At 72.7% G+C, this 20,107-nt stretch carries 14 protein-coding genes and 1 pseudogene; 5 read left to right on the top strand and 10 right to left on the bottom strand.

Annotated elements, in window-relative coordinates:
• Positions 1–146: 146 nt before the first annotated feature.
• Positions 147–1,865 (top strand): alpha/beta hydrolase, encoded by a 1,719-nt coding sequence (locus O7595_RS31760; protein ID WP_269732026.1) that lies wholly within the window; start codon positions 147–149, stop codon positions 1,863–1,865.
• 23 nt (positions 1,866–1,888) lie between these two features.
• Here the strand turns inward: O7595_RS31760 and O7595_RS31755 are convergent, their stop codons facing one another.
• Entirely contained in the window at positions 1,889–3,931 is a 2,043-nt protein-coding gene (locus O7595_RS31755) for a transglycosylase domain-containing protein (protein ID WP_269732025.1), read from the bottom strand.
• 358 nt (positions 3,932–4,289) lie between these two features.
• Between O7595_RS31755 and O7595_RS31750 the strand changes: the two genes are divergently transcribed.
• Positions 4,290–5,867 carry a glutamate synthase subunit beta gene (locus O7595_RS31750; RefSeq protein WP_269732024.1) on the top strand — a complete coding sequence of 526 codons (1,578 nt, stop codon included), beginning with the start codon at positions 4,290–4,292 and terminating at the stop codon, positions 5,865–5,867.
• Positions 5,868–5,988: 121 nt separating this feature from the next.
• Here O7595_RS31750 and O7595_RS31745 read toward each other — a convergent pair whose 3' ends face one another.
• Positions 5,989–7,290: a 4-hydroxybenzoate 3-monooxygenase gene (locus O7595_RS31745; protein WP_269732023.1), complete on the bottom strand. Its 1,302-nt coding sequence runs from the start codon at positions 7,288–7,290 to the stop codon at positions 5,989–5,991.
• Between the two features lie 218 nt (positions 7,291–7,508).
• Between O7595_RS31745 and O7595_RS31740 the strand changes: the two genes are divergently transcribed.
• Positions 7,509–8,870 carry an FAD-dependent oxidoreductase gene (locus tag O7595_RS31740; RefSeq protein WP_269732022.1) on the top strand — a complete coding sequence of 454 codons (1,362 nt, stop codon included), beginning with the start codon at positions 7,509–7,511 and terminating at the stop codon, positions 8,868–8,870.
• Positions 8,871–9,383: 513 nt separating this feature from the next.
• The gene (locus O7595_RS31735; RefSeq protein ID WP_269732021.1) at positions 9,384–10,100 is read left to right on the top strand and encodes a trimeric intracellular cation channel family protein; all 717 of its coding nucleotides are present in this window, start codon (positions 9,384–9,386) and stop codon (positions 10,098–10,100) included.
• Positions 10,101–10,374: 274 nt separating this feature from the next.
• Here O7595_RS31735 and O7595_RS31730 read toward each other — a convergent pair.
• Positions 10,375–11,547: pseudogene (locus tag O7595_RS31730) on the bottom strand (MFS transporter); the annotation flags it as partial.
• 449 nt (positions 11,548–11,996) lie between these two features.
• A complete protein-coding gene (locus O7595_RS31725; protein ID WP_269732020.1) occupies positions 11,997–12,602 on the bottom strand; it encodes a hypothetical protein in 606 nt (201 codons plus the stop codon).
• A gap of 39 nt (positions 12,603–12,641) precedes the next feature.
• On the opposite strand from O7595_RS31725, the gene O7595_RS31720 reads away from it, so the two are divergent.
• Positions 12,642–13,295: a hypothetical protein gene (locus O7595_RS31720; RefSeq protein ID WP_269732019.1), complete on the top strand. Its 654-nt coding sequence runs from the start codon at positions 12,642–12,644 to the stop codon at positions 13,293–13,295.
• On the opposite strand, the gene O7595_RS31715 is transcribed toward O7595_RS31720, so the two are convergent.
• The 6 genes from O7595_RS31715 to O7595_RS31690 all read right to left on the bottom strand — a co-directional run bounded on the left by O7595_RS31715 (position 13,282) and on the right by O7595_RS31690 (position 20,076).
• Positions 13,282–14,184: a class I SAM-dependent methyltransferase gene (locus O7595_RS31715; RefSeq protein ID WP_269732018.1), complete on the bottom strand. Its 903-nt coding sequence runs from the start codon at positions 14,182–14,184 to the stop codon at positions 13,282–13,284. The genes O7595_RS31720 and O7595_RS31715 overlap by 14 nt on opposite strands.
• A 182-nt stretch (positions 14,185–14,366) precedes the next feature.
• Positions 14,367–15,761: an aldehyde dehydrogenase family protein gene (locus tag O7595_RS31710; protein ID WP_269732694.1), complete on the bottom strand. Its 1,395-nt coding sequence runs from the start codon at positions 15,759–15,761 to the stop codon at positions 14,367–14,369.
• A gap of 7 nt (positions 15,762–15,768) precedes the next feature.
• A complete protein-coding gene (locus O7595_RS31705) occupies positions 15,769–17,091 on the bottom strand; it encodes a flavin monoamine oxidase family protein (protein WP_269732017.1) in 1,323 nt (440 codons plus the stop codon).
• 66 nt (positions 17,092–17,157) lie between these two features.
• Positions 17,158–18,285, bottom strand: a complete 1,128-nt coding sequence (locus tag O7595_RS31700; protein ID WP_269732016.1) for an ABC transporter ATP-binding protein — start codon at positions 18,283–18,285, stop codon at positions 17,158–17,160.
• 4 nt (positions 18,286–18,289) lie between these two features.
• Positions 18,290–19,234 (bottom strand): ABC transporter permease, encoded by a 945-nt coding sequence (locus tag O7595_RS31695; RefSeq protein ID WP_269732015.1) that lies wholly within the window; start codon positions 19,232–19,234, stop codon positions 18,290–18,292.
• Positions 19,231–20,076 carry an ABC transporter permease gene (locus O7595_RS31690; RefSeq protein WP_269732014.1) on the bottom strand — a complete coding sequence of 282 codons (846 nt, stop codon included), beginning with the start codon at positions 20,074–20,076 and terminating at the stop codon, positions 19,231–19,233. The genes O7595_RS31695 and O7595_RS31690 overlap by 4 nt, the downstream gene beginning before the upstream one ends.
• Between the last annotated feature and the right edge of the window lie 31 nt (positions 20,077–20,107).

Raw genomic sequence — 20,107 nt, 5'->3', positions numbered from 1 at the left:
ACCCCGCCTCCGACCTGCGCATACACCCCGTTCCAGAGGGTGCCCGGACTGTCAAGCCACGCATTCCCGGACGTGTTCCCGCGCGCGCTCCGCCGCTTCACTCGGGAGTGGGCCGCTGCCGCGGCCGTCCGCAGAAGGGAGCGACGATGAACACCCGAGTGCCCGGCCACGACCGCCCCGGCCGGCCCGTGCACGCCGGCCCCGCGCGCGGCGTCCCGGGCCGTGCGCGCCGGGCCGCCCGACGCCGGGCGGCCGGGCTGCGAGCGGCCCTGTACCGGGCCGTGGCCGCCGCCGGCGCGCCGATCAAACGCTCCGGCCGCGACCGGCCCGCGGACCTGCGCGGTCGCCGGGCGACGGCGCTGCTGTCGGCCGTGCCGCTGGCGCTGACCGCCGGAGCGGGGCTCCCGGCCTCGGCGGCAGCCGACGACGGGAGCTCGGCGACCCGCTCCCAGGGAACCGCGGCGAGCATCCCCTCCTCCGTCCCGGAAGGGCTCCGCCCGTACTACGCGCAGCGGATCGACTGGGAGACCTGCGGCACCGACGTCCAGTGCGGCCTGCTGGAGGTACCGCTGGACTACGCCGACCCGGCCGCCGGCACCATCCGGCTGTCGCTCGCCCGCGTGCGGGCGGCCGATCCCGACCGCCGGCTCGGCTCGCTGCTCTACAACCCCGGAGGGCCCGGTGTGTCGGGCGTCGATGCCGTGAAGTCCGCTGCCGAGCTGCCGACCACCCCCGAACTCGCCGCCAGGTACGACGTCGTCGGCTTCGATCCGCGCGGTGTCGGCGAGAGCGCCCCGGTGCGCTGTGCGCCCGTCCGGGCGGCCGGGGACGCCGGCCCGGTCGACATCACCCCCGACACCCCGGCCGAGGTCGACGGACTCGTCCGGACCACCCGGGAGACCGGGGCCGCCTGCCGCTCCGTGACGGGACCGCGCCTGGGCCATGTGTCCACCCTGGAGACGGCCCGCGACATGGACGTGCTCCGCGCCGTCCTGGGCGATCCCGGGCTGAACTTCCTGGGCGTCTCCTACGGCACGTACCTGGGCACGCTGTACGCCGACCTCTTCCCCGACCGGGTCGGCCGGCTGGCCCTGGACGCCGCGGTGGACCCCCGGCTGGACGCGCTGGAGTCGCTCCGCGGCCAGGCCGCCGGTTTCCAGCGGGCCCTGGACGCCTTCCTCGCCGACTGCGCGAGCCGGCCGGAGTGCCCCCTCGGCACCGATCCGGCCAGGGCGGCGAAGCGCCTGACCGATCTGCTGGCACGGCTGGACCGTGCCCCGCTCCCGGTGAGCGGCACCGAACTCCTCGACCGGGACAGCGCTGTGGTGATCATGGCGCAGTCGCTGTACAGCAGGGACTCCTGGCCCGTGCTGGAGTCAGCCGTCGCCGCGGCACTCGCGGGCAACGGCACGGAGTTCTCGGGGATGGTCGCAGACGCCGGCGAGGACTCGTACGGCCACTCCTTCCTGGCGATCTCGTGTCTGGACCTGCCGCCGGCCGTCACGTCGGCCGAGGAGTTGCAGGCCGCGCTGCCCTCCTTCCGGGAGGCGTCCCCCGTGTTCGGCGAATGGCTCGCCTGGGCCGCGCTCGGCTGCGCGGACTGGCCCGTCGACTCCGTCGGCACGCCGCGCACGGTCTCCGCTCCGGGCACTCCGCCGATCCTGGTCGTGGGCACCACCCGGGACCCGGCGACGCCGTACGACTGGGCGGAGTCCCTGGCCGGGCAGCTGGAGTCCGGTGTGCTGCTGACCCGCGAGGGCGACGGGCACAGCGCGTACAACGTCGGCAGCGTCTGCGTCGACAGGGCCGTCGACAGGTACCTGATCGAGGGCGTGCCACCCGCGGACGGCACCCACTGCACCTGAGGCCCCGGCCGGACGGCGGCCCCCTACTCCGGCGACGGGGCGGTGGGGGCCGGGGCCGCGACGGGCCGGGTCGGCGCGATCTTCCGCAGGGCGTCGGAGGTCATGTAGTCCGCCCAGATCCGGGCCGGGAAGACGCTGCCGCGCACCGTTCCCTCACCGCCGGTGCCGGCCATGGGGAGAAGCGGTTTCCCCGGCTGGGAACGGAACATCGTCACGGCCGTGGACAGGTTCCCGGTGTACCCGGCGAACCATGCCGCACGCTGGGTGTCGCTCCGCCCCGTGGCCGCACCGGCGAACCGGCCGAGGGCGCCGGTGGCGGACGCCGCCGGGGTGCCGAACGCGGTGTCCTCCAGTACGGAGGTGACGTCGAGGGCCACCTCGGGGTCCATGACGCGGCGCGACGCGGGCCGTGCGAGGCCGGCGACGGGCTCGTCCCCGCGGAGCACCTTGGTGACGGAGTACGGCTCGTGCCGCACGCCCGCGCCGGCGAAGGTCGCGTACGAGCCTGCCACCCGGATGGCGCTGGGCGAGGAGGTGCCGAGCGGGAACTCCCGGGTACGGGGCGCCATGCTGTCCCGGAGCATGCCCGCTCCCACCGCCATGTCCTCGACCCGTGCCAGTCCGATGGCCGAACCCAGGCGTTCGAACGGGGCGTTGACACCGGCAGCCATCGCCTTGCGCAGGGTCAGCAGGCCGCGGGCGGTGTCCAGTGGGGACACGAACGCCCGCTCCTGCCGTACCGGCGAGAGCCCCGTGGTCAGCCGGCCGGACTCGTCGAAGGCGCTCTCGGTGGAGACGGCCTGCACGGAGCCGTCGTCGGCCACGGCACCGTGCTGGAGCGCCGCGGCGAGGACGAACGGCTTGAAGACCGAGCCCGCGGGCACCCCGGAGGTGTCGGCGTTGTTGGTGAAGTGCGCGGTGGCGTCCGGGCCGCCGTAGACGGCGACGATCGCGCCGTCGTCGGGCCGCACCGAGGCGGCGCCGACCTGCACGTGGCGGTCCTCCGCACGGGACTTCGGGTCGATGTTCCGCTTGAGTACGCCCTGGACGGAGCGTTCGAGCTGCTGGACGGCCGCCCGGTCGAACGTGGTGTGGATCCGGTAGCCGCCGCGGTCCAGGTCGGCGTCGGTGAGGTCGGTCCGCTTCTTGACGTAGCGCTTGGCGAGGTCGACGAGATAGCCGGTCTGTCCGCTCAGATTGGTGGACTTGGACTGGGGGCGGGGCGCCGGGAACGCCTTGTACCGGGCCCGCTCCCCCGCGCTCATCATGCCCAGTTCGACCTGGCGGTCCAGGATCCAGGACCAGCGCTCCACCGCGCGCTTGTGCCGGCTCGCGCCGAGCGCCGGGTCGTAGTCGTTGCCGCCTTTCAACAGGGCGGCGAGAAAAGCTCCCTGACTGGGATTCAACTTTTCGGCACCGATGCCGTAGTACGCGTTGGAGGCGGCCTGGATCCCGTAGGCGCCGCGGCCGAACCAGCTGGTGTTCAGGTACCCCTGGAGGATCTCGTCCTTGGTCTTGCGGCTGTCGAGCTTCAGTGCGATGCAGAACTCCTGCACCTTCCGGGACAGCGTCTGCTCCTGCGAGAGGTAGGTGTTCTTGACGTACTGCTGGGTGATGGTGGAGCCGCCCTGGGTCTCCTGGCCCCGGGCCATGTTCGCGACGGCCCGGGCGAGACCGGAGACCGAGACGCCGGAGTCCTCGTAGAAGCGGGCGTTCTCGGCCGCGATGGCGGCGTTGCGGACGGAGACGGGGATCCGCGACAGCGGCAGGTTCTGCCGGTTCACCGCGCCGACGCTCACCATCTGGGTCCCGTCGGACCAGTAGTAGACGTTGGCCTCCTGGCGCGCCGCCGCGTTCTCGCTGGGAATGTCGACATAGGCGTAGACGGCGGCGAAGAGCGCCAGCAGCCCGACGACCGCGGTCGAGAAGGCGCCCAGGAGCAGCTTCCAGGAGGGGAGCCACCGCCGGAAACCCTGTCTGCCGCGGCGCGGGTAGTCGATCCGGCGGCGGCGACTCGGCACGCTCCGCCGGAGGCGCGAGCGGGACGGCTGGGCTTCTTCGCTCATCTGCGGCTGCTCCTCGGTCGGGCCCCGCGCGCACGCCCCCGCGGCACGCGGTCTCACCGAGCAATACGCTGCGCGCGGCCCCGGCGTTGCCCGGCGGCACTGTGAAGGACGGCACGCCGCGCGACGGGAACCCCGGGGCCGATTTCCGCCTCGTGGCGCTACCGGCGGGTCACGTCCAGGGGCACGGCGGCACCGCCGGTGCTCGAGCGGTCCGGCGTGCAGGTGCGGCATGCGTGGACCCGGCTGCGCACGGCCGTGCGCAGCCGGGTGCTCCTCGGACCGTGACAAGACGGGACGAACCAGGCGTAGGCTGGTCAGAACGTCGCAGTGCGGTGAGAGTGGATGACGGAGGCGGCGCATGACCGACCCACGCGGCTTCCTCAGGATCCCCCGGCGGCCCGTCCCGCCGCGCCCCGTCGAGGAGCGCCTGGACGACTGGCGGGAGGTCTACGCGGGGCAGGCGCTGCTCCCGCTCGTGTCCGAGCAGGCCCTGCGCTGCATGGACTGCGGCATCCCCTTCTGCCACAGCGGCTGTCCGCTGGGCAATCTCATCCCGGAGTGGAACGCGTACGCCTCGCGCGGGGACTGGCAGGCCGCGGCGGAACGGCTGCACGCGACGAACAACTTCCCCGAGTTCACCGGGAGGCTGTGTCCGGCGCCGTGCGAGGACGCGTGCGTCCTGGCGATCAACACCGACCCGGTGACGATCAAGAACGTCGAGCAGACCATCGCCGACGAGGCGTGGGAGCGCGGGTACGCGCCGCCGCAGCCGCCGCAGCGGCTCAGCGGCAGGACCGTGGCCGTCGTCGGGTCCGGTCCGGCGGGACTGGCGGCGGCGCAACAGCTGACCCGCACGGGCCACACCGTGGTCGTCTACGAGCGCGACGACCGGCTGGGCGGCCTGCTCCGCTACGGCATTCCCGAGTTCAAGATGGAGAAGCGCCATCTCGACCGCCGCATCGACCAGATGCGTGAGGAGGGGACCAAGTTCCGGACGGGTGTGGACGTCGGCGGGGAGCTGGACGCCGCCGAGCTCAGACGGCGCCATGACGCGCTGATCGTCGCGGTGGGCGCCACGGAGCGGCGCGAGCTGCCGGTGCCGGGCCGGGAGCTGTTCGGCATCCACCAGGCCATGGACTACCTGACGTACGCGAATCGCGTCCAGGAGGGCGACTACGCCGCTCCCCCGGTGACCGCCGAGGGCAAGCACGCCGTGATCGTCGGGGGCGGGGACACCGGCTCCGACTGCCTCGGCACCGTCCTGCGCCAGGGTGCGCTCTCCGCGGTTCAGTTGGACATCAATCCGGAGCCCGGGGAGGCCAGGCCGCACGCGCAGCCGTGGCCCGTGACGCACCCGAAGGTGTACCGGATATCCCACGCCCACGCGGAGGCACGCGGTCGCGAGGGGATCGACCCTCGGCTGTTCTCCTCGGCGACCCTTCACTTCGAAGGCGATACGGCGGGGCATGTGCGCCGGCTGTGCCTGACCGAGGTGGAGCCGGCGGCGAGGAGTCCGCTGCCGGGGACCGAACGGGTCCTGCCGGCGGAGCTGGTGCTGATCGCCCTGGGCTTCTCAGGGCCCGAGCAGGGCTCGGGCCTGATGGAGCAGCTGGGGCTGTCCGTGGACGGCCGGGGCAACTTCGCCCGGGGCGGTGACTTCGGCGCCCTGCCGGCACCTCCGTCGGGCCGTGACGCCGCCGGTGGACGGGACTCCCCGACCGGTGCGGACCCCGCGTCGGGTCGGGCCGGGCGGGACGGCGAGCACCCGCGCACGGAGGGGGTGTTCGTCGCCGGCGACGCGGGACGCGGGCAGTCACTGGTGGTCTGGGCCATCGCGGAGGGACGGGCGGCCGCCGCGGCGGCGGACCGCTATCTCACCGGCTCCACGGTGCTGCCGGCGCCGATCGCACCGTGGGACCGTCCCCTGGTCGCCTGAGCACCGGCGCCCGGGACGCGGGAGGGCGTGGATCCGGGCGGATGAGCACCGGGGCCCGGGCACCCCAGGACCGGACGCCGCCGGCGTCCCCGGGGCGTCGGCACCGGCCCCGGGCGGCCGGTCAGCAGTCGATCTCCTTGCCGATGTACAGCTCGGCGAACGCGGCCGCGGCGGCGGGCGAGTCGAAAATGCGCCTGAGGCGGGCGGTCGCGATGCCCGCGCGGAACGGATCGCCCGAGGAGGCACCGTGCATGACCTCCGAGAGCCACTGCGAGAACTCCTGGTACTGCCACGCCCGCCGCAGGCACTCCGCCGAGTACGCACGCAGCCCACGGGTCTCACCCGCGGTGCAGTACGCCACGAGCGCGTCGCCGAGCAGCAGTGCGTCGTACAGGGCCAGGTTCAACCCCTTCGCGGCGATCGGAGCGGTGAGGTGCGCCGCGTCCCCGGCGAGGTGGAGCCGGCCGTACGACATGGGCTCCACGACGTAGTTGTGCATGTCGAGCACGCGCTTCTCGATGAGCCGGCCCTCGGTGAGCGGCGGCGCACCCGCGGCCGCGAGCCGGCGGCGCAGCTCGGACCACACGCGTTCGTGCGGCCAGTTCGCGGGGTCGTCCCCCGGCGGGCACTCGAGGTAGTAGCGGGTGACCCGGGGACTGCGGGCCATGTGTGCGGCAAAGCCGTCGGGGTGGACGCCGAGGACGACGCAGTCGCTGGAGGGCGGGGCCTCGGCGAGGAGGGCGAGCCAGCCGATGCCGTAGTCGTGCCTGGCGACGGTGGAGTGCTCCGGTGGCACGCTTCCGCGGGACACCCCTCGCGCGCCGTCGCACCCGGCCACGGCGTCGCAGTCGACGCGCTGCCGCCGGCCCGTGTCCGGATCCGTGTACGTGACGGAGGGCCGGTCCGTGTCGAGACCGTGCAACTCCACGTCGCGGACGTCGAACCGGATGTCACCGCCCATGTCGTCCGCGTATCCGCGCACGAGGTCGGTCACCAGCAGCGGCTGCGGGTACACGAAGTGACGGCGTCCCGCCAGCTCGCCGTACGGAAAGCGATGGCGTTCGCCGGCGAACCGGAACTCGAACTCGCCGTACGCCTCGGCCCGTTCCAGCAGGCCGTCGGCGAGGCCGCGCCGCTCCAGGGCCCGCACCGCCCACTCCTCCAGGAATCCGGCCCGAGGCCGTTGCTCGATGAACGCGCGGCTCTCGGTCTCCAGCACGAGGCAGTCGACGGAGGCGGCCCGAAGGATGTTCGCGACGGTGAGCCCGGCGGGGCCCGCCCCCACGACGACGACACGGGTGCGGTGCGGTGCGGGCGCCGCGGAGGTCGCGGGGGACGTCGTGGGGGCGGGGCGCGGCGCGGGGGCCGCGGTGGGTGACGACGTGGGAGCGGCCGGTGACGGAGTGGGGGTGTCGGAAGTCACCCGGCCATTATGACGGTGATCAGTCAAGACATCGGGGCGGCACGGAGCCCCGCCCCGCAGGGGTCCGGCCGGGAACGACACGCACTCATCGGCGTCCACTTTGAGAACCCATAAGCCCCGCTTATGAGGTCATAAATTAGGGCCCCCTTACCTGACCAGGTCATCCGGGTGAGAGAGTGATCGGCGAGACCGTCGTTGCCGTTCGAAGGGAAATCGTCATGCCTCGCCCCCTGCGGGTCGCTGTCGTCGGAGCCGGACCCGCGGGGATCTACGCCGCCGACGCCCTGCTGAAGTCCGAGGCCGCCGCCGACCCCGGTGTGTCCATCGACCTCTTCGAGCGGCTGCCGGCCCCGTTCGGGCTGATCAGGTACGGCGTGGCACCGGACCACCCGCGGATCAAGGGCATCATCACCGCCCTCCACCAGGTGCTCGACAAGCCGCAGATCCGGGTGTTCGGCAACGTCGACTACCCGGGTGACATCGGCCTCGACGACCTCCGCACCTTCTACGACGCGGTGGTCTTCTCCACGGGCGCCAACGCCGACCGGGCGCTCGACATACCCGGCATCGACCTCGAGGGCTCCTACGGCGCGGCCGATTTCGTGTCCTGGTACGACGGCCACCCGGACGTGGCGCGTACCTGGCCGCTGGAGGCGGAGAAGGTGGCGGTGCTCGGCGTCGGCAACGTCGCGCTCGACGTGGCCCGTGTCCTCGCCAAGACCGCCGACGAACTGCTGCCCACGGAGATCCCGCCGAACGTGTACGACGGGCTGGCCGTGAACAGGGCCCGCGAAGTGCACGTGTTCGGCCGCCGTGGCCCCGCGCAGGCGAAGTTCAGCCCCATGGAGCTGCGCGAACTCGACCACTCCCCCAGCATCGAGGTCATCGTCAACCCCGAGGACATCGACTACGACGAGGGCTCCATCGCCACGCGCCGCGCCAACAAGCAGGCGGACATGGTCGCGAAGACGCTGGAGAACTGGGCGATCCGGGACGTCGGCGACCGGCCGCACAAGCTGTTCCTCCACTTCTTCGAGTCCCCGATCGAGGTCGTGGGCGAGGACGGCAGGGTGACGGGGCTGCGCACCGAGCGGACGGCGCTCGACGGCAGCGGGAACGTCACCGGCACGGGTGAGTTCCACGACTGGGACGTCCAGGCGGTGTACCGAGCGGTCGGCTACCTCTCCGAGGAGGTCGCCAAACTGCCCTTCGACCTGGGAAGCGGCACGGTGCCGCACGAGGCGGGCCGCGTGGTCGAGGCCGGGAAGCACCTGCAGTCGACGTACGTCACCGGATGGATCAAGCGCGGACCCGTCGGACTCATCGGCCACACCAAGGGCGATGCCAACGAGACGGTCGCGAGCCTCCTCGACGACCACGCCAACGACCGTCTGCACACGCCGTCGGCGCCGGACCCCGAGGCGGTCGTGGCCTTCCTCGAGAACCGGGACGTCCGGTACACCACGTGGGACGGCTGGTACCGGCTGGACGAGGCCGAGCGCGCGCTGGGTGAGCCCCAGGGCCGCGAGCGGGTGAAGATCGTGGACCGCGAGGGGATGCTCCGCGCGAGCGGCGCCTGACGGACGGGGCCTGCGGCCCCGGGGTGCCCCATCGGCACCGGGCACACGGCTGTACGGCCGTGCGGCTGCCCGCCGGGGCCGCTGCCGGTCATGCCGGGGCGGCCACCGCGCCCGCACGGCCGTGACCCGCCACTCGGTGCGGCACTGCGGGCGGGTTCCGCCACGGTTTCCGAACGGGGACGGCTCTCAGTACGGCGGGCACGTTCTCGGCACGGCCTGCTCGCCCCGTCGACGTGCATGGGCGCGCACGCTCCGGCGGGGCAGGCCGCCGCGGGGAGTCGGAGCGGTCCGGACCGGAAGACCGCACGGACCTCGTTGCCCCGGGCGCCGTCCGGCGGGTCCGGAGGGCGCCACCCGCCTCACGCGTGGTGCGGTCGACGCTCGCCGGTCCGCCGCCTCCGTCCCGCCCGGGGCGCCGGTCCGCAGGGGTGTCGGCGATCACCGGGCTCCGGCCCCGCCGGGTCGCCCCAATGGCGGAGCCTCGCGGTCCACCGTGCCAGGAACAGATCGGGAGTGGCGCAGACCTACGAGATCTTCGATCACTCGGTGCACCTGGTGGCGGACCTCTCGGGCATCTTCATCTTCGCGGTCACCGGTGCGCTGGTGGCCGTGCGCATGAAGTTCGACGTCTTCGGCATCATGGCGCTCGCCGAGATCACCGCACTCGGCGGCGGCATCTTCCGGGACCTCGTCATCGGCGACGTCCCGCCCGCTGCCTTCCGGGACATGGGCTACTTCGTCACCCCCATCATCGCCGGGACGCTGGTGTTCTTCCTGCATCCCGCGATCAACCGCATCGGCGGAGCGGTGCAGGTCGTGGACGCGGCAGGGCTCGGGCTGTTCAGCGTCGCCGGCACGGTCAAGGCCGCGCTGTGGGGCATCGAGCCGTTCCACGCCGCCGCCATCGGGGTCGCGACGGCCGTGGGCGGCGGCGTACTGAGGGACCTGCTCGCCATGGAGGTGCCCTCGCTGCTGCGCCGCGACCGCGAGATGTACGCGCTGCCCTCCGTGCTCGGCGCGGGCACCGTGGCCGTACTGCTGCAGTTCGGCCTGCTCGGACCGGTCAGCAGCGCCGCCGCCATGCTCGCCACCTTCGTTCTCCGGCTGCTGGCCCTGCGCTACGGCTGGAAGGGCCCGCTCGCCTGGAGGAGCGAGCGGCCGGCGCCGCCCCGTCCGGAGGCACGGCGCTTCGGCCGAGGCCGCCCACCAGGGCGAGCAGGGCTGCGCTGAACAGAATCAGACCTCCCAGCGTCAGCAGGCTGACCTCGAGCGCGGTCACGAACGCGCTGTCGGCCGCCGCCCCGACCCGCTCGTGCGCGGCGCCGGGAAGCCGGGCGAGCAGTTCCTGCCGCTCCTCCTCACGCGAGAGCACGGTGTCCAGGGCGCGCTGCTCCCGCGGGGTGAAGTCGTCGCCGTCACCGGCGGCCGAGGCCAACAGGTCGTTGCGCTCGTCCCACTCGGCCGTGGTGAACAGCGCGTTCAGCAGGGCCAGCCCGACAGCCGCGCCGATCTGACGGCTCTGCACGGACAGGCTCGCGGCGACGCCTCGCGCCGAGCCGGGCACGGACGCCATGATCAGGGCGGTCGCCGCCGGGTAGACCAGGGGCGGCGCGAGACCGAACACCAGCAGGGCCGGGACGAGCAGGGTGCCGTGGCGGTTCGCCACCCCGTAGGTCAGCCACAGCAGGCAGCAGCCGAGCACCGCCAGTCCCGTGAGGATGAGCCGTCGACCGTACCCCTGGTCGGTGAGCCGTCCGACGAGCGGCGACAGCACGACCGTGCCGACGCTGGACGCCGTGAGGAGCAGTCCCGTGCGCAGTGCGCCGAGATCCAGCACGTGCTGCAGATAGAGCGTCACATAGACGGCGACGGCGAGCGAGGTGCACTGCACCAGGGCCAGGGCGGTCATCGGGACGGAGACTTTCGGGGAACGCAGTGGACGCAGGTCCAGCAGCGGTTCGGCGGTCCGCAGCTCCACCGCGACGAAGAGGGCGAGCAGCGCGGCGCCCGTGACGAGCGGCAGCAGGGTGCCCGGCGCGGCGAAGCCCAGATCGGAGGAACGCTCGCAGGCGAGCACGACGAGGGTGAGACCGGCGGCGATGAGCACCGCGCCCGGGACGTCCATGGACGTCCCGGCGGGCGCCCGGCTCTCCACGAGGTGCCTGCGGGCCGTGACGACGACCATCGCGCTCAGCGGAACGCAGGCGGCGAACGCCCAGCGCCAGCTGCCGAACTCCACGAGCAGCGCGATGCCCAGCGGTACGGCCACGCCGAAGAAGCTGGTGACGGCCGTCTGGACCCCGATGGCCCAGCCGTGCCGCCGCTCGGGCAGCGCGGCGGTCAGATTGGCCAGCGCGAGCGGCACGGCCAGGGCGACGCCGAGCCCCTGCACACCGCGGGCCGCCACCAGCACGAGCCCGTCGGGCGCGGCCGCGCACAGCGCCGAACCGATCCCGAAGCAGGCCATGCCCAGCAGGAACACCCGGCGCCGCCCCAGCACATCGCCGAGCCGCCCGCTGATCAGGGCGACGGCGCACAGCGGGAGCAGGGCGACGACGACGACCCAGTGCAGGGTGGAACCGTCCAGTCCGAAGTCCCGCTGGATCCGGGGCAGGGCGACGATGACGCTCGTCAGACTGGAGAACAGCAGCACGCTCGCGGTGACGGTGGCGATCATGGCCGCGCGCTGCTGCGGCGTCAGTTCCCTGAAGGTGCCCATCCGGACCACTGTCCCGCTCCGGGGCGGGGACGGCATCCGGCCGCGGGCCGCGGGAGTGGCGCACGAGGACGAACGGCGCCACCGGTCGGCTCCCTCGCCGGCGTCGGGCTCTCCGGGCCCGACGTGGGCACGCATCCCGTCCCTGGCGGAAGCCGAGGCTGCCTCCGCCGACCGCGCCTGACTCCAGTCAGGTAGAACGATCACCTGACCGGATCACTGCGGTGTGCGGGCGGCGCGCGAGCCCCGGTACCGAAGGCTGGGATGGCCACGTACGGGCCGTCGGTCCGTGCTCTGTTACCCAGCTCTCCCGCGCAGTCCCTCGTGACCGCGGGGAAGGAAGCCAAGACATGAACACTCGTATACCGATGGGACTGCCCCGGGCGCGACGCGCTCGGGTCCTGCTTGCCTCAATCGCCGGCGTGGTCACTGTGACCGGCCAGCTTCTGGTGACGGCCCCTACCACTCACGCAGCCGACCCGGAACCCCGCGGCGACCACCGGCCCCAGTCGGCCGACAGCCGTCCCTCCTCGTCCGGTGACCGCGAGGAGGACCGGGCCGAGAACCAGGACGGGGACCGCGGTCAGGAACAGGACGGTGACCGCGAGGAGGACCAGGGCAGGGAACAAAGCGCGAACCACGGCGAAGACCGCGACGAGGGCCGCGGCGAGGGCCGGGACGAAAACGAAGACGAAGACGAAGAAACCGACCGCGACGACAACCGCCAGGAACAACAAGGCAGGGAACAAAGCGCGAACCACGGCGAAGACCGCGACGAGGGCCGCGGCGAGGGCCGGGACGAAAACGAAGACGAAGACGAAGAAACCGACCGCGACGACAACCGCCAGGAACAACAAGGCAGGGAACAGAGCGCGAACCACGGCGAGGGCCGGGACGAAGACGAAGGGGAAGACGAAGACGCGAACCACGGCGAAGCCCAGGGCGGCAAGCGCGAGGGCCAGGGCGGCAAGCGCGAAGCCCAGGGCGGGCACCGTGGTGAGGTCAAGAAGGGGCACGGCAAGGAGTTCGGCTGGGACCACGGCAAGAACAGGCCGATGCGCCCCGAAGTCCTGCACGGGATCGAGCAGTTCAACGAAGACGACACCTTCACCCCTCCGGCGGGCGTCACCTCGGTGTTCGTCCAGGCCTGGGGAGGTGGCGGCGGTGGAGCCGGAGGAGGGGGCGGAGGCAGCACGCCGCAAGCCGACGGCGGTGACGGCGGCGGTGGCGGCGGCGGTGGATTCACCTGGTGCCTGGTCCCGGTCAAGCCGGGCAAGAACTACCTGGTGGACATCGGAACCGCCGGTGACAACGGATCCGGCGGTGCCCCCGGCCGGGACGGCCGGGAGGGGTCGTCCGGCGGCGCCACCTCCTTCCACTCCCCGAACGGCACCGTGCTGCTCTCCGCCGAGGGCGGTGGCGGCGGTGAGGGAGGCACGTCCGACGACACCGACGCAGGTGCGCCCGGTGCCGGCGGGGACGGCGGCGACAGCTCCTGCACCACCGGCGGTGTGAACCGGCCCGGTTCGGACGGTTCTTCCGGCAACGGGGGCGGGACCGTCGCCGACGGCATCGTCGCGCTGCCCGCCCATGCCGCCGTCGGTGGCAGCGGCGGTGACGGCGGCGACGGCGAGGACGACGAGTTCTTCGCCCGCCCCGGTGAGGACGGCGAGGACGGCGGCGCGGGATACGCCGTCATCTACTGGTAGACGTCCGCCGCTCGCGGTGCACCCCTGCCGCCCCCGGCCGCCGGCCGGCCGGGGGCGGCCTCTCGGGGTCCCACCCCCAGGCCGTGATCATCCCGGCCGAGAGCGCGGCGCAGTCGGGCGAGTCCAGATACGCCTCGGCCTCGTCGATCGCGCCGTCGTCCACGTGGCCCGTGGCCAGGATCGCGTCGCGCGCCCGGTCCCAGGTCTCCGCCCAGAAACGGCTGATGGGGCTGCCGGGCAGCAGCGGCGGCACATGGATCTCGGCACCCACGGACACGAGGCCCGCACCGCGCAGCAGTTCGGGGTAGCGGGGCACCCATGAGACATCGGTGCCGATGGTGTCCCGCAGCCCCTCCCACATCGCCCGCATGACCCGGGTGTACGGATTGGTGGGCGCCGTCGCCGTGGTGAGGTCGATCGCGTCGCCGAGGACGAGGACGCCGCCGGGGGTGAGCAGGCGGCTCAGCCTGGCGATGAGCTCCTCGTGTTCCGGAAGGTGCATCAGGACGAACCGCGCGTGGACGAGGTCGAACCGGCCGGGGTCGAACGCCGGGTCGGTGACGTCGGCCTCCAACGCGGTGAGTCCCGGTGTCGGCCGGGCCGCGAGGAACCGGACGTCCCGGTCCACGGCGAGTACCGACCGCACTCCCGCCCGGTGCAGCAGAGCGCGCGCCACGGTTCCCGTACCGGCACCGATGTCGAGGCAGTGCCAGTCCGGCCCTGCGCCGAGGGCCGTCAGACGGGCCAGGGTCGTCTCGTCGTACGCGAGGGCGCCCAGGTCGATCCGGTCGTCCTCGCCCGCCTGCCCGGGAGGGAAGACCTCCTCGCCGTAGCGGCCGTCGTCGTGCGCGTCGCGGCGGGCGGCACCGCCGTGCTCGGGGCGCGTCACGGCCGGACGGCGAGGGCCGCGGTGTCGGTCACGGTCATGGCGGGGACCTCTTCGTCGTGCGGGGGACGGGCTCCGGGCGGCCGTGTCGCGTGCCACCCCGGAAGCGATCCTCCCGGCCGTCCCCGCCGTCCGGCCGAGGCGCGCCGCGTACGGGGCCAACCGGCCCACGCACCGTCCGGTGGTCACAGCATCACGTGCTTGACCTGCGTGTAGTCGAGCAGACCTGCCAGGGACAGATCACTTCCGTAGCCCGAGTGCTTGACGCCGCCGTGCGGCATCTCCGAGACGGTGGTCCCGTGGGTGTTGACCCAGACGATCCCGGTGTGGAGCGCTCGGGTCGCGCGCATGGCCCGGTCGTGGTCCGTGGTCCAGACACCGGCGGCGAGCCCCAGCCGTACACCGTTGGCGAGCCGGAACGCCTCGGCCTCGTCCGTGAAGCGCTGCACCGTGACGACCGGACCGAACACCTCCTCCTGGACGATCTCGTCGTCCTGGTGGACGCCGGTGACGACGGTGGCCTCGTGGTAGTAGCCGGGCCGCAGGGCGCGTGAGCCGCCGGCGACGATCTCCGCACGGGCCGGCAGACGCTCCAGCAGGCCTTCGACCGCGGCGAGTTGGGCGGCGCTGTTGAGAGGGCCGAAGTCGGCCGCCGGGCGCTGCTTCTCCGCCTGCGCCGCGAACGCGGCGAGGAAGGCGTCGTGCACGGCGGCGTGCACCAGGACGCGGGTGGGGGCCGTGCAGTCCTGGCCCGCGTTGTAGTAGGCGACGGCGGCGAGTTCGGCGGCGGTGGTCTCGATGTCCGCGTCGTCGTGGACGATGACGGGGGCGTTGCCCCCGAGTTCCAGATGGACGCGTTTGAGGTCGGCCGCCGCGACGGCGGCGATCTCCCGCCCGGCGCGGACGCTTCCGGTGACGGCGACCAGTCGGACGGCCGGCTGCTGGACGAGGGCGCGGCCGGTGTCTCGGTCGCCGCAGACGACGTTGACGACGCCGGGCGGCAGGTGTTCGGCGGCGAGCCGGGCGAGGAGGGCGGACGACGAGGGGGTGGTGTCGGCGGGTTTGAGGACCGTGGTGTTCCCGGCGGCGATCGCGGGGGCGATCTTCCACACGGCCATCATCAGCGGGTAGTTCCACGGTGTGATCTGGGCGCAGACGCCTACCGGTTCGCGCCGGAGCAGGGAGGTGCGCCCCTCGGTGTACTCGCCGGCGGCGGCTCCCGGCAGGTTCCGGGCGGCGCCCGCGAAGTAGCGCACGGTGTCGACGGCGGCGGGCAGTTCGTCGGCTCGGAACAGGGCCGCGGGCTTTCCGGTGTCCGCGGTCTCGGCGGCCACGAGTGCGTCCGCGTGGTCCTCCATGGCGTCGGCGATGCGCAGCAGGGCGCGCTGCCGCTCGGCCGGGGTGGTCAGCGACCAGTGGTCGTACGCGGCCGCCGCCGCGGCGCAGGCGGCGTCGGTGTCGGCCGCGCCGGACAGCGGTGCGGTGCCCCGGGCCAGACCGCTGGTGGGGTCGACCAGCTGCGTCGTCGCACCGCACACGGCGGGGACGTCCGCTCCCCCGATGTGGTTGAGGACGGTCATCGGCGCGTCAGCCACGGCGCAGTGCCTCCTTCGCCGCTGCGCGGCCGGTGCGCACCGCGCCTTCCATGTAGCCGGCGACCCACTGGTCGGATCCGCAGACGTAGAAGGGTGGTTCGTGGGTGCCGTGCCGGGGGCCGACGGCCATCACGTCGCCGGGGACCCACTGGGTGACGTAACCCTGGGTCCAGGGATCGGTGCCCCACATCCGGATGTGGGTGCTCAGCGGGGTGTGGGCCTCCTCGCCGTAGAGGCGGGCGATGTCGGCGAGCAGTTCCCGGGTGCGCAGGGCGCCGGGCATGCCGAGGAGCACGCCGTACCGTTCGGGGGGCACCAGGGCGGAGAGGACTCCCTCGTTCTGCGGCCAGGTGGAGCCGAGTACGCCTTCGCACTCGGAGAGCCCGTTGAGGTCGCTGTCGCGCCAGAAGGGTTTGTCGTAGGCGGCGGTGAACTTGGCGGCGACGGCCTGGCGCTGCCGGTGCAGCGAGGAGAGCCGTTCGTCGGACACGCCGCTGACGGCGACCGCGCGCAGCGGGCCCACGGGGAGGGCGCTGACGACGGCGCCCGCGGTGAGCGTCTCGCCGCCGGCGAGCCGTACGGAGCAGCCGCCGGGGCGTACGGCGAGACGGTCCACGGGCGCGCCGGTACGGACACGGTGGCCGAGGTCCCCCGCCATGCGGAGGGCGACGGTGGCGGAGCCCTCCGCGACCCGCAGTCCTTCCCAGTCCTCGTAGTCGTAGTGTTCGCGTGCGTCCCCGCCGGGGACCGCGGCGTGCTTGCGCAGGGCCGACAGCAACGAGGTCCGCTCGTACGAGCCGCTAGCGAGGGCGAGTTGCCCGATCTCCCACAGGCGGACGACGGCCGGACCCGCCCCTTCGGAGCGGAGCCAGTCGGCGACCGACAGCGCGTCGAGGGCGCCGGCTTCGGGGTGGGACCACGGGTCGTCCGGATCGACTCCCTCGGCGAGGGCGGTGAACGCGGCGGTGACGCGCCGGTGGCAGGCGTCGTCGCCGGGCCCGAACCAGTGGGGCGGGTCGCCCACGGAGACGGCCTCCGGGGTGGCCCTGGCCATGTGGCCGGGTTCCGCGACATAGCTGGGGACCAGGGTCAGTCCGAGTTCCGCGGCGAGTTCGCGGTAGGCGGTGTGCGCGCGGCCGACGACCTCCCCGCCCAGCTGGACGAGCCGGCCGTCGGGGAGCGCGGTCTGCTCGACGCGTCCGCCGACGCGGTCCCGGGCCTCCAGGACGAGCACGTCGGCGCCGCCGGCCGCCAGGTCCCGTGCGGCGGCGAGGCCGGCGAGTCCGGCGCCGAGCACGATGACGTCATGGTTCATGGGCGTTGGTTCCTTCGCTGGATGGGGCGCCGGCCGCTGCCGGAGGGCGCGGCAGGGCGGCTGGGGTCAGTCCAGGACGAGGCAGTGTTCGGGCTTCCAACCGAACTCGACGCGTTCCCCGCCGGTCCAGCGGTCCTCCATACGGGAACGGGCGGTGTTCTGCTCCAGCACGGAGAGCGTGATGCCGGGGACGAGCTCGATGAGGTAGGTGGTGGTGGCGCCCGAGTAGACGGTCTCGCGGATGACGCCGGAGGCCAGGGCCATACCCGGTTCGAAGTCGGACAACCAGATCTTCTCGGGGCGGATGGAGAGGCTGACGCGGCTGCCGTCGGCGATTCCGGCCCGGGTGCCGACGGGCAGCGCGGGTCCGTCGTCGACGACGATCTCGCCGGCGCGATAGGTGCCCGGGACCAGGTTGGAGGTGCCCATGAAGGACGCGACGAAGCTGCCGGAAGGACGCTCGTAGACGTCCTCGGGGGTTCCGCACTGTTCGACGTGTCCCTCGTTCATCACCGCGACCCGGTCGGACATGGTCAGCGCCTCGTCCTGGTCATGGGTGACGAAGACGAAGGTGATGCCGACCTCGCGCTGGATCTGCTTGAGCTCGACCTGCATCCGGCGGCGGAGCTTGAGGTCGAGGGCCGCGAGCGGCTCGTCGAGGAGCAGCACCTGCGGGCGGTTGACCAGGGCGCGGGCGAGTGCGACGCGCTGGCGCTGGCCGCCGGAGAGCGTCCGGGGCTTGCGGTCGCCGAGACCGCCGAGCTGGACCCGCTCCAGCATGGTGCCGACCCGCTCGCGGATCTCGGCACGTGCGACGCCCTTGCGCTTGAGACCGAAGGCCACGTTGTCCGCGACCGAGAGATGGTCGAACAGGGCGTAGCTCTGGAAGACGGTGTTGACGTCGCGCTTGTTCGGCGGGAGGGCGGTGACGTCCTCGCCGCCGAGCAGGACGGTGCCGTCGGTGGGGTCGATGAAGCCGCCGATCATCCGGAGCGTCGTGGTCTTGCCGCAGCCGGAGGGGCCGAGGAGCGAGAAGAACTCACCGCGGGCGATGTCCAGGGAGAGCTCGTGCACGGCGTAGGAGTCGCCGTAGCTCTTGCTGATCCCGTCGAGCCGGACGGCGGGTGCGGGGTCCCCCGTCGGCGCGGTGGTGGAGGTGGGGGTGGTGGGCTTCGAGGAGGCGGTGGGCGTCACGGTGTCACTTCCCGGAGAGCAGATCGAGGCCGCCGCGACGACCGAACAGGCGCGGGATGAAGAGGGCGAGGACGATGAGGAGGATCGAGCCGACGAGCATCAGGGTGCCCACCGCGTTGATGGTGGGCTGGACCCCGAAGCGGATCGCCGAGTAGATCCGCACGGACAGCGGCTGCGGGTCCACGCCGGTGGTGAAGTAGGCGAGGACGAAGTCGTCGAAGACCAGGGCGAAGATCAGGACCCCCGAGGCCAGGATGCTGGGCAGCAGCGCGGGCAGGGTGACCAGCCGCAGGGCCTGCCAGCGGGTGGCGCCCAGGTCCATCGCCGCTTCCTCGGTCTCCGGGTTGAGTGCGGCGATCCGGGAGCGCAGGACGACCGTCACGTAGGAGATGGAGAACGTGATCTCGGCGAGCATCACCGTCGTGGTGGACAGGGTGATGCCCATGCCCTTGAAGAGCAGCATGGCCGCGACCCCGGTGACGATCTCCGGAGTGATCAGGGGAATGAGCATGATCAGTCCGGCGAGGGAGCCGAGCCGGCTTCGGCAGCGCACCAGTCCGAGGGCCAGTGTCACCCCCAGCAGCAGAGAGCCGGCCATGGCCACCAGCGAGACCCGCAGGCTCATGTCGAGCGACTCGAGCAGACCGTCGTCGCGGAGGAAGGCCCCGTACCACCGGAGGCTGAAGTCCTTGAACACCGTGAGGGACTTCTGGGAGTTGAAGGAGAAGAGGGCGACGACGCCGATCGGCAGGTAGAGCAGCGCGAAGAAGGCGGCGGTCACGGCGATGGCGAAGCGCGGCTTGCGTTCGGTGCCGCGGCGGCCCCGGCGCGGGGTCGGGCGGGAGCGCTCTGCGGTCCCCGGGCGGCTGCCGCGTTTGCGGGGGCCGGGCGTACGCGCCGTCCCGTCCGCGGGACGGGGCTTCGGTTTGAGGGCCGGGCGGAGTGTCATCGGCCTGCCTCCGCCTGGTCCATCTCGTCCTTGCGGGCCCGCCGCAGATAGCCGAGCATCCCGATGAACAGCACGGCCATCATCAGCATGGTGAGCGCTGAGCCCAGCGGCCAGTTCTGGCCCTGGAAGAACTTGTCCTGGATCAGGTTGCCGATCATGATCTGGTCGGGACCTCCCATCAGCTGGGCACTGACGAAGTCGCCCATGGCGGGCAGGAAGACGAGGACGCAGCCGGCTGCCGCACCCTGCCGGGTGGCCGGCAGGGTGACGTGGAAGAAGGTCCGCAGCGGTCCGCCGTAGAGATCGCGTCCGGCTTCGGTCAGCGAGATGTCCATCCGTTCGAGCGCCGCGTACAGCGGGATGATCATGAACACGATGAAGCCGTAGACGAGTCCGGCGACGACGCCCGCGCCGGTCTGGAGGATCTTGGTGTCGCCGTCCGCGATCCCGATCCCGCGCAGCGCCTTCAGCACGGGTCCGTCGTCGGAGAGGACGACGGACCAGCCGTACATCCTGACCAGGTAGTTCGCGAAGAACGGGACGACGATGGCGGCGATCAGGAGGTTCTTGAACCGTCCGCCGTGCAGGGCGATGACATAGGCCACCGGATAGGCCACCACCAGGCAGATCAGACAGGTCAGCAGGGCGTAGCCGAGCGAGCGGAGCAGCACGGAACGGTAGGCGGGATCGGCCAGCGCCGCGAAGTTCTCGAAGTTGAGGCCGAACTGCGGATTCCCGAGCGGATCGGTGGTGCCGAGCGCGAGGGTGGCGACCAGCAGGAGCGAGGCGACGAGGAACGTGGCCATCCAGAGGGTGCCGGGGACCATCAGCCAGGCCCACATCCGGTTGCTCCTCGCGGAGGGGCCCGGCTTC

This window comes from Streptomyces sp. WMMC940 (assembly GCF_027460265.1).
GTDB lineage: Bacteria > Actinomycetota > Actinomycetes > Streptomycetales > Streptomycetaceae > Streptomyces.
Note: the sequence above shows the minus strand (reverse complement) of the source record. Positions and strands in the feature narration are given on the sequence as shown.

Bases quoted from the DNA above. Each gene is read 5' to 3' on its own strand.
- O7595_RS31760 (WP_269732026.1), top strand. From the start codon at position 147: ATGAACACCCGAGTGCCCGGCCACGACCGCCCCGGCCGGCCCGTGCAC.
- O7595_RS31755 (WP_269732025.1), bottom strand. From the start codon at position 3,931: ATGAGCGAAGAAGCCCAGCCGTCCCGCTCGCGCCTCCGGCGGAGCGTG.
- O7595_RS31750 (WP_269732024.1), top strand. From the start codon at position 4,290: ATGACCGACCCACGCGGCTTCCTCAGGATCCCCCGGCGGCCCGTCCCG.
- O7595_RS31740 (WP_269732022.1), top strand. From the start codon at position 7,509: ATGCCTCGCCCCCTGCGGGTCGCTGTCGTCGGAGCCGGACCCGCGGGG.
- O7595_RS31720 (WP_269732019.1), top strand. From the start codon at position 12,642: ATGCGCCCCGAAGTCCTGCACGGGATCGAGCAGTTCAACGAAGACGAC.
- O7595_RS31710 (WP_269732694.1), bottom strand. From the start codon at position 15,761: ATGACCGTCCTCAACCACATCGGGGGAGCGGACGTCCCCGCCGTGTGC.
- O7595_RS31705 (WP_269732017.1), bottom strand. From the start codon at position 17,091: ATGAACCATGACGTCATCGTGCTCGGCGCCGGACTCGCCGGCCTCGCC.
- O7595_RS31695 (WP_269732015.1), bottom strand. From the start codon at position 19,234: ATGACACTCCGCCCGGCCCTCAAACCGAAGCCCCGTCCCGCGGACGGG.
- O7595_RS31690 (WP_269732014.1), bottom strand. From the start codon at position 20,076: ATGTGGGCCTGGCTGATGGTCCCCGGCACCCTCTGGATGGCCACGTTC.